Below are 9,750 nucleotides of genomic sequence, written 5' to 3'. Positions count from 1 at the left end.
GCTTCCCAATCAAACTTAAATTCCATTTTTTAACCTCCCTTAATGTTATTTGAAAGATAATTAATAAACAATATAACATAAAAATTTTTTATGTGTATTATAAAAACTAATATAGAATGTTAATTGATTGACAATGTTGGGCAAAAAACTACTAAATGCCTGATTATTCGACATTAGAGGCATAATAGCTCCCTTTGTAAAACCATTTTTAAGAAACGTTATATTGGAAAAAGGAAAACGTTTATACCTTGATGACAAACTTGTCCAATGTTTGTTAAAAAATAAACGGAATTGTAAAACTTTTACATATTTATTCAGGTAATTTTTTAACAATCTCTTATACCATTTATATTATAACAAAGATTTATAGTTACGCAACATGAAATTTTTTGTATTTCTTAATTTTTTTTAAAATTTAAAACATTTTTCTATTTTTTACCATTTATGAATAAATATACAATGAGCTTTTGTTAAACATTTCCTTATTTGGATGCTTTGCCATGCCCCTAGAAAATTAACTTCAACTTTAATAACCTATTTTTTAATTGTTCTATTATTTTTATTTCTTCATTATAGTCTTTAGCTTCAAAAGTTACTGAAAATCTTAAATGTGGTCCTGCAGAATCCCAAGGAACTGTAGAAATCAAAGCTTTTTTCAATAAGAATTTAGATACTTCCCTTGCATTTGTGAAAATAATTCCTGTTTTTGTTCCCTTAGGAATGGGTACATAACAATAAAAGGTACCTTTTGGCTTTTCTGCCTTAAAACCTACTTCTTTTAAGGCTTCTACCAATAGATCTAGTCTTCTTGAGTATCTTCTACAGTTTTTTTGTATGAGCTCAGGATGATTTAATGCAGTGATTCCTGCTTTTTGGATACCTATAAACTGTCCAGAGTCTATATTGGACTTCACATTACTATAAAGTTCTATTATTTTAGGGTTTCCAACTATAAAACCAAGCCTCCATCCTGTCATATTAAATGCCTTTGATAGCGAGTGGACTTCAACTCCTATATCCTTAGCACCATCTATGGAAAGGAAACTTAGAGGCTTAATGTTATCATATATTATTGTTGAATATGCTGCATCAGCAATAACTATTATGTTATTTTTATGGGCAAAGTCTACTACTTCTTTATAAAATTCCTTAGTTGGAATCTGCCCAGTGGGGTTATTGGGATAATTAATATATAAAAGCTTTGCTCTTTGCAAAATATTCTCTGGTATATTTGATAAATCAGGAAAGTAGTTATTCTCTTTATATAATGGTAAATCATAGACTTCTCCACCGAGGTACTTAGTATGGGTAGCTAGAACTGGATATCCAGGAGTAGTTGTAAGGGTAATATCTCCCGGGTTTATAAAGCATAGAGGAAGGATTGAAAGAATTGATTTTGCACCTATTCCATGCCTTATCTCGCTGTAAGGGTCTATATCAGATAAACCAAAAACTTCCTTTAAAAATTTAGCACAGGCTTCTTGGAACTCAGGAATTCCATTATCCGCATACCATCTATTTTCAGGCTTTCCTGCAACTTTGCAAAGGGTATCAACAATAATTGAATCTGCAGGTAAATCAGGTTCTCCTATTCCCATATCAATAAGTGGAATATAGGGATATTTAGATAATATTTCTTTTTTAGTTCTTTTTATTTCTGAAAATCTATAGGTTTCTTCTGATTCATAAAACTTTTTTCCACCTAACCGTTGTGCAATTTTATCTATAATAAAATCCATACAAATCCCCCCAACCAAAGTAGCTTTATCTTATAACACATAGGAATTTATAGACAAATAAAAATTGTGGATAAAACATAATTTCCGTCATGTGTTTCAAAAAAGTCAACCTTGAGAATCTTTTATTTTTAATAAAAGACTTTTTTATAACCCATGGATATTAAACTAAATCTTTATTAAATAAAAACTCTTTTATAATCCATAATATTATTTGTTTTTGAAAATTGTTAAAGGCTTTTCTAAATATGAAATAGTTACTATTTTAGCCTAATAAACATAGAATAGTATAAATATCTTTTTAATCATTTATTTTTAATTTGAAAGGAGGGTAAAATTTATGAAAACTAAAAAAATATTAGTTTTTGTTATGGTAGTTATGGCTTTAGTCTTATTATTCAATTATGAAGTTCTTGCTTATAGTAATACTGAAGGTAATAGTAATCTTGGAATAATATCTTTACTACCTCCCCTAATAGCAATATTGCTGGCTATAATTACAAAAGAGGTTATACCTTCATTATTTATTGGTATATGGGTTTCAGCAACTATTCTTACGAGGGGAAATCCTGTAGAAGGTTTTGGAAAAAGTGTTGAATTTTTATGGACTTCCCTTGGTGACCCTTGGTCAGCAAGGATAGCTCTAACTAGTTTAACCCTTGGGGGATTAGTAGGAATTATGAGAATAGGTGGAGGAATCGATGCAGTAGTCCAATGGATAACCAAAAAGATTAGATCAACTAAAGGGGCAATGTTAGCCACAGAATTAGCAGGATTTATAATCTTCTTTGAGGACTATGTTAACACCTTAGTCGTAGGTACTGCAATGAGTCCAATTACTAAAGAATACAAGATATCAAAAGAGAAATTATCATATATTGTAGATAGTACAGCAGCACCTGTAGCTTGTATTGCAGGAATATCTTCATGGGTAGCTTATCTTGTTGGACAAATAGGAATGCAATTTGATGATTTAGGCATAACCCTTTCACCATATAAAGCCTATCTTAGCTCAATTCCCAACATTTTATACGGTTTTGTAACATTAGCCCTTTTAACTTATATAGTTTTATCCCAAAGAGATTTTGGTCCTATGCTAAAGGCTGAGAGGCGTTCTAGAAAAACTGGGAAAATATTAAGAGATGGAGCTAAACCACTTATTTCTAAAAAATCTGATGAATTAGATTCAGATAAAGATTGCCCTAAAAGACTTATAAACTTTTTTATCCCAATACTTTCCTTGATAGGGTTAATATTTATATTACTTATTAAAACTGGAGGATGGCCAGAAATTACTATTTCTGAAGCAATAGCTAATGGAAGCAGTTCTAAAGCATTATGTTGGGGAGCCTTTGGATCGGTTTTTATAACAATAGTTATATATAAAATTCAAAATTTAGCTTCATTAGAAAAATTATTTAAAGGATATATTGAGGGAATGAGGTCAATATTTTATGGAACACTTATATTAATATTTGCATGGGGAATTGGTTCCTCAATAAAAGCAGTAGATACTGCAGGATATTTGGTTAGTATTACGGAAGGTATTCTATCCCCATCTATTATGCCATTAATAACTTTCATTATAGGAGGAGCTATCTCATTTTCAACTGGAACTTCTTATGGAACAATAGCTGTCCTTATGCCTATTGTTATGCCTATTGTTTATAATGTGTCTATTAATACTGGAATTGATCCTTTAACCTTTGTATTTCCTACTATTGGTGCAGTTTTAGCCGGAGCTATTTTTGGTGACCACTGTAGTCCAATATCAGATACAACAATTATGTCTTCAATGTTTACTGGGTCAGACCACATAGACCATGTAAAGACACAAATTCCATATGCAGTATTAGCGAGTATAGGTGCATTAGTAGGATATATTGGTGTAGCCTTAAGGATACCATCTATTATAAACATATTAGCTGGTGCTCTAGTAGCTATAATAATTTTTAGGTTTATATCTAAACCAATAAATGTTATTGAAAATTAATTACTTTATACGTAATAACCTATGGCGGCTTAAGCCGCTTTTTTTTATTTCCATCAATTGATTAGTTTACTAAAAGTTGTTTGTTGAATTGTCGAAGAATTTTATTTAAGTTATAAGCAAGGGGGTTAAGATGATGCCTAAAAAAATAATAATCATAAAATCTTTTATACTTGCTATAGCTTTTTTATTGGTTTTTAGTTCTTCAATCTCTGAACAACCAAATGTTGAAGCTAAAGCTAAAAAACTTAACATGTCTTATGTATATTTTGGAGAACCTGATATACATAAAAAATATGTTGAACGTACAAAGGGCTGTTTACACGTTATCTCTCCTAATTATTTTAATATAGAGGATGATGGAACATTAGAGCTTACCTCAGCTTTAAACGTTGATTTTATTAATGAAATGCACGAAAGAAATATAAAGGTAATTCCTTTTTTAAGTAATCATTGGAATAGAGAATTAGGAAGAAAAGCACTTGAAAACAGAGAAATTTTAACAGAAGAAATTGCCGAGGCTATTAAAAAATATAATTTAGATGGGATTAATGTGGATATTGAAAATTTAACAGAAATTGATAGAAGTAATTATACTGATTTTGTTAAATTACTGAGAGAAAAATTGTCTGAAGAAAAAGTAGTTTCTGTTGCAGTTGCTGCTAATCCCAAAGGACTTAATTCAGGATGGCACGGATCATATGATTACGAATTATTAGGAAAATATAGTGATTATCTTATGCTTATGACCTATGATGAAAGTTATCAAGGAAGTGAACCTGGACCTGTTGCAAGTCTTTCCTTTGTTGAAGAATCTATTAAATACGCTTTAAAAAGGGTTCCAAATGAGAAAATTGTATTAGGTATTCCTTTTTTTGGGCGTTATTGGAAAAAAGAATCTGACTATGGAGGATATGGTATAAGCCTTACAGATGTTAATACCCTTATACAAAAATATAATGGACAAGTTCTCTTTGACACTAAAAGCAAATCACCTAGAGCAATCATAACTATTAGACCAGAAGATGAAAGCTATTATGTATTTGGAAGAAAATTAACACCTGGAAAGTACACAATATGGTTTGAAAACGAAAAATCTATTAAATATAAGTTAAGGCTTGTCCAAAAATATAATCTAAAGGGATCAGGTAGTTGGAGCTTAGGACAAGAAACTAAAGACACATGGAACTATTATGATATATGGCTAAATGGCCATTACTTTGCTGATGTAGAAGGACATTGGGCCCAAACTGACATATGGGCTGTAAAAGAGAAAGGATGGATGGAGGGAGTATCAGATACTCATTTCTTTCCAGATAAACCTTTAACTAGAGTTGAAGCAGCTGTTACTCTAGTAAGAGCTATGGAAATTGAAAGTAATAAAACTAAACCCTCTTTTAAAGATATTCCCAAGGATCATTGGGCTGAAAGGGAAATCGCTATCGCTCAAGAAAACGGATTAATTTTAGGTGATGGTAAAGGAAATTTCCTGCCCGAAAAACATATCACAAGGGAAGAAATGGCTGTATTACTTGACAGAATCTTTTTTAATGATACTAATATAAAAACTGAAAGAACCCCATTTATAGATGTTAAAGAAAAAAGATGGTCTTATAATGCTATTATTAGAATGAAAAATGAGGGTATTTTTATAGGTTATAAAGACAATACTTTTTATCCTGAAGCGAAGATAACCCGTGCACAAATGGCTACATTGATGAACAGAATTTCTCATTATATAGAAAAGTAGATTATTTAGACATGCAATAACTCCTTAAAGTGGAATACATTTATATTAACTAATATTCCTAACAATTACTTCCCCTTAAGGAGGAAAAAATATGAGATTCTACTATGGTAATAAATCTATAAATAGAGTACTGGATGAAATGGAGTTTTGGAAGCGTCAAGAAGCTGAACATACTGTAGTAATTAGAAAGATAGTTACTGATCTAGAACATCCTTTTCAAGAGAAGCTTGAAGATTTAGAAAACGAATTTTCTAAAATAGAAGAAAGAACAGTTGAATATATCCAAGTATTAAATAGGTCAGGTTATAGTCCTACAATATATCAGGAAATAATGAATCTAGTTAATTTCGCCTTGCTTCAAAGCGAACATTTTGTTGTATTCTTAAACAAAATAATCAATGAAAGTCAAGCTGTAAAAAACAATAGACCAGCTATCATTGTTATTAATCATATTCAGAGGGAATCGGAGTATTTTATAGGAATAGCTCGGACAATCCTAGAAAACTATTGTTATTGGTAAAGGGCAAACTATGCCCTTTACTTAATTTTTCATTTTTTTAGTCTTTTCATAACACTTATTCATTCCCTCTATTATTACACCTCTAAAACCGTTCTTTTCCAAATTGGCCACTGCTTCTATAGTTGTCCCTCCTGGAGAACACACATTATCTTTAAGTTCACCAGGATGTTTACCAGTTTCTAAAACCATTTTTGCAGCACCTAAGACAGTTTGTGAAGCTAGTTTATATGATAACTCTCTAGGTAATCCCATTAAAACTCCAGCATCAGCCATTGCCTCAATAAACATATATACATAAGCAGGGGAACTGCCTGAAATTGGCACTATTGCATCTTGATACTTCTCATCAATAATTACAGTTTCTCCTAAACTTTTAAATATTTTTTTTACATCTTTAATCTCTTCTTCTTCAAATTCATCATTGGAAAAAGAAATGGCAGTCATACCTTCCCCAACTAGTGCTGGAGTATTTGGCATTGCACGAACAACTTTTATATCTTTTCTTAGTCGTTCCTTTATGTACTGTATTGTAATCCCAGGAGCAATACTAACTATAATATTTTTTTCATTTAATACAGAATCAATTTCACTTATTACTTGATCATAATTTTGAGGTTTAACCGCCAAAACTATGAACTTGCTTTTCTGAGCTAATTCTTTATTATCGTTAATATATTTTATTTTAAGTTTTTCTTTTATTCTTTCTTTTTTTTCTCTTGATTTGTCTGTAAATACTATATGTGAGTATAGATACTCCTTTAAAAGACCTTTCATAATAGCAAACCCCATATTTCCAGCACCTATTAATCCTATCTTGTACATTTTTATTCACTTTCCTTTCTTTTTTATTTAATTATATCAAATTATTACATTTTTTTAATGGAAAATAATTATTAATTAACAAAATTTATTGATTAAAATCAATTTTAATGGTAATATATAAAATAGATACCAAATTAATAAAAAGGAGGAACAATAATGGAAAGATTAGTAGGTAAACCTGCTCCAGATTTTAAGATGAATACTGCTTTTGGAAATGGTGAGGGTTTTGGAGAAGTCAGTCTAGAGGATTTTAAGGGAAAATGGTTAGTTATGTTTTTCTATCCATTAGATTTTACATTTGTTTGCCCAACAGAAATTACAGGTTACAGTGATAAATATGATGAATTTAAAAAAGAAGGAGCAGAAGTTTTAGCTGTTAGTACAGATAGTGAACATTCTCATAAAGCTTGGATAAATGGTGACCTTGGAAAATTAAATTTTCCATTGGCTTCAGACTTTACAAAGGAAGTTTCAAGAAAATATGGTGTTCTTGTTGAAGAAGAAGGGGTAGCATTAAGAGGATTATTTATAATAGATCCAGAAGGTGTTGTAAGATATTCAGTAATCCATGATTTAAATGTAGGAAGAAGTGTTGATGAAACATTACGTGTATTAAAGGCTTTGAAGACTGGAGGATTATGCCCTGTAAATTGGGAACCTGGTGATAGCCTACTTGAAGAATAAAAAACTAAATTTCAGTTAAGTTTTATATCCCCCATATATTTAAAAATATTAGCATTACATATTATTGTAGCTAGGCATATATGGGGGACTATTATGTGAAAAAATAGAAAAATATTAGAATAATTCTTATGGAATAATATTTGTCAAATTTAATTTCTATACCTATGTAAAATGGGGGACTATTATGGATAACATTAACTTTGACCAACTACTAAAAAGAATTGAAGAATGTTGTTTAACTGAGGATTCATGTGGAACATGTCAAAAAGATCAATGTCTAGTTGGATACTGTAAACATTGTGCAAAAGAGTGTCTAAAAAGTAAAGATGAATTCATAGATGATGGATTTGATGAAATACCTTTAACTGATACAAAAGTATATGATGAAGAAACTACAGTAAATACTATAGGATTTATATTAAATCAATGTCGTAACTGTAGGCTTTATCATGATGAAGATTGTATTGTTAATATATTAAGAAGTTCACTAGAGGTTATTTTATTTGGAGAACCTCTTGAATATAAAGGAAGTACTCTAGTGTATCTTGATGAAACAAAATCTATAAACTTAGAATTTGCTCAGCAAATATTTAAGTCTTTCCAAAATCATAAAAGAGGGGGTATTAAATAATGAATAAAAGAGAACTTACTATTGAAAATGTTATTGGAGAAACAAAGGGAACTGATCTAGAGAAAATAGTTAAACAAAATTTTAAGGGAGAAACTAAGGAGGTAGGCATATATTTAGCTATGGCAAGATTAGCTCAAAGACAGGGATATCCAGAAATAGCTGAAGTATTAAAAAGAATTGCAATAGAAGAGGCTGAACATGCTGCTAGATTTGCAGAACTAAACGGTATGATTTCTGACGATATCTTTGAAAATATTAAAGAAATGCTAGAAGGAGAAACTTTCGCTAATAAAGGTAAAAGGGAAGCTGCCATTGAAGCAGAAAAGTTAGGTCTTGAATCTGCAAGGGACTATTTTAATGAATCCTCTAAAGATGAGGCTAGACATGCTAGAATGCTTGAAGGAATATTAAATAGGTATAATAAATAAACTACATAATTAAAATTAAAGCGGAGGTTTAAATCCTCCGCTTTAATTTTTTAATCTTTGGTTATAAGAAAGGGATTTTTTTATTAATTCTAATCTTGTAATCTTAGCAAAAATAAATGTTGTTAAAAGACCACTTAATCCACCACTTATTAAGGAAGTAAAAATAACTATAACAAGTGGCTCAAATTGTTTTCCAATAAACATTACATATGATAAAACAGAACCTGTAAAATTTGCTACTGCCCCAGCCATAACATTAACCAAACAATCATTCCGATTTTTGAATGTATATAAAACTATTTCTGCTCCAACACCTGGAAAAACGAAGGTGATAGCTTTAATAAGGAAAATTCCATTTATTAAAACCGCTAAAAATCCTTGAAGCACACAAAAAAGAATTACAGAAAAAGGTTTATTTATAATTCTATAAATTAATGTAAGCCACATCATATAATAAACTCCACCTATTATACCAGCTGGGAGATTAAATGTTGATGTAAATAATGAAGAAAAATAAAACACAAAAGGCTTTGACACTATTGAAATCACTGCTAACAAAGTTATTAAAATTAATTCTTTTAATGTAAATTTTTTAGCCACAGATATCCCCCTTTTGTAAAACTATTTATTTTTCAATAAAGAATATTATTTAATATATCCTCTACTTTTTCAAATTGCTTATCACGATTATTAATATTTATGTGTAAAATAATAGTGTCTTGGCGGTTTCTAATTTTATTTAGAAAACTAGTTCTAATAGGTTTAATTACCCCAAGAACTATTTTCTCACTATCAAGACATTTAAAAACATAATCTTGAAATTTTAAAGATTTAGATTCAAAAAAGCCAAGTTCATCCATAAGTATCACATTATTTTCTGCCTTTAAGCTATTCTTTAAGATTTCAACACCTATAACATCAAAGGTACTATGTTGGATATTCCAATTGTTATTCTTGTTCTTCTTTGCTATTATGTGTAATTCATTTGAAGTATTACTATCATCTAAATTACTTTTTATATAATATCCTTTTATTTCTTGTTTTTCTTTAAAAGGCAAGGTCTTAAAGCCCGAAGGAATAATTTTTAGTTTATTAAGGACTTTATTTAAGATAGTACTCTTACCAACTTTTATTTTTCCAGTTAAAAATATATTTGAAATAAATACCACTTCCCCCATAAACTTCTTAT

Annotated in this window: 10 protein-coding genes; 6 read left to right on the top strand and 4 right to left on the bottom strand. The window is 29.9% G+C overall.

What is annotated here, in order from left to right; translation table 11 throughout:
- Window positions 1-506: 506 nt before the first annotated feature.
- On the bottom strand, window positions 507-1,739 hold the full coding sequence (locus BET03_RS11910; protein WP_120170522.1) for an LL-diaminopimelate aminotransferase: 1,233 nt from the start codon (window positions 1,737-1,739) through the stop codon (window positions 507-509).
- A gap of 337 nt (window positions 1,740-2,076) precedes the next feature.
- On the opposite strand from BET03_RS11910, the gene BET03_RS11905 reads away from it, so the two are divergent.
- The 3 genes from BET03_RS11905 to BET03_RS11895 all read left to right on the top strand — a co-directional run bounded on the left by BET03_RS11905 (window position 2,077) and on the right by BET03_RS11895 (window position 5,996).
- Window positions 2,077-3,729, top strand: a complete 1,653-nt coding sequence (locus BET03_RS11905) for a Na+/H+ antiporter NhaC family protein (RefSeq protein ID WP_243096931.1) — start codon at window positions 2,077-2,079, stop codon at window positions 3,727-3,729.
- Window positions 3,730-3,862: 133 nt separating this feature from the next.
- The gene (locus tag BET03_RS11900) at window positions 3,863-5,476 is read left to right on the top strand and encodes a glycosyl hydrolase family 18 protein (protein ID WP_120170521.1); all 1,614 of its coding nucleotides are present in this window, start codon (window positions 3,863-3,865) and stop codon (window positions 5,474-5,476) included.
- 91 nt (window positions 5,477-5,567) lie between these two features.
- Window positions 5,568-5,996 carry a DUF2935 domain-containing protein gene (locus BET03_RS11895; protein ID WP_120170520.1) on the top strand — a complete coding sequence of 143 codons (429 nt, stop codon included), beginning with the start codon at window positions 5,568-5,570 and terminating at the stop codon, window positions 5,994-5,996.
- Between the two features lie 21 nt (window positions 5,997-6,017).
- On the opposite strand, the gene proC is transcribed toward BET03_RS11895, so the two are convergent.
- The gene (gene proC / locus BET03_RS11890) at window positions 6,018-6,818 is read right to left on the bottom strand and encodes a pyrroline-5-carboxylate reductase (RefSeq protein WP_120170519.1); all 801 of its coding nucleotides are present in this window, start codon (window positions 6,816-6,818) and stop codon (window positions 6,018-6,020) included.
- Between the two features lie 156 nt (window positions 6,819-6,974).
- Between proC and BET03_RS11885 the strand changes: the two genes are divergently transcribed.
- The 3 genes from BET03_RS11885 (at window position 6,975) to BET03_RS11875 (ending at window position 8,561) form a co-directional block, all read left to right on the top strand.
- A complete protein-coding gene (locus BET03_RS11885; protein ID WP_120170518.1) occupies window positions 6,975-7,502 on the top strand; it encodes a peroxiredoxin in 528 nt (175 codons plus the stop codon).
- A 184-nt stretch (window positions 7,503-7,686) separates the two neighbouring features.
- On the top strand, window positions 7,687-8,133 hold the full coding sequence (locus BET03_RS11880) for a hypothetical protein (RefSeq protein WP_120170517.1): 447 nt from the start codon (window positions 7,687-7,689) through the stop codon (window positions 8,131-8,133).
- Entirely contained in the window at window positions 8,133-8,561 is a 429-nt protein-coding gene (locus tag BET03_RS11875; RefSeq protein ID WP_120170516.1) for a ferritin-like domain-containing protein, read from the top strand. Before BET03_RS11880 ends, BET03_RS11875 begins: the two co-directional genes overlap by 1 nt.
- Window positions 8,562-8,603: 42 nt before the next feature.
- Here the strand turns inward: BET03_RS11875 and BET03_RS11870 are convergent, their stop codons facing one another.
- Together BET03_RS11870 and BET03_RS11865 are read right to left on the bottom strand one after the other, a co-directional pair.
- Window positions 8,604-9,161 (bottom strand): ECF transporter S component, encoded by a 558-nt coding sequence (locus BET03_RS11870; protein WP_183108851.1) that lies wholly within the window; start codon window positions 9,159-9,161, stop codon window positions 8,604-8,606.
- Between the two features lie 32 nt (window positions 9,162-9,193).
- Window positions 9,194-9,730 (bottom strand): nucleoside-triphosphatase, encoded by a 537-nt coding sequence (locus BET03_RS11865; RefSeq protein ID WP_183108850.1) that lies wholly within the window; start codon window positions 9,728-9,730, stop codon window positions 9,194-9,196.
- Between the last annotated feature and the right edge of the window lie 20 nt (window positions 9,731-9,750).

The sequence above is a fragment of the Thermohalobacter berrensis genome (assembly GCF_003609645.1).
Classification (GTDB): domain Bacteria; phylum Bacillota; class Clostridia; order Tissierellales; family Thermohalobacteraceae; genus Thermohalobacter; species Thermohalobacter berrensis.
Note: the sequence above shows the minus strand (reverse complement) of the source record. Positions and strands in the feature narration are given on the sequence as shown.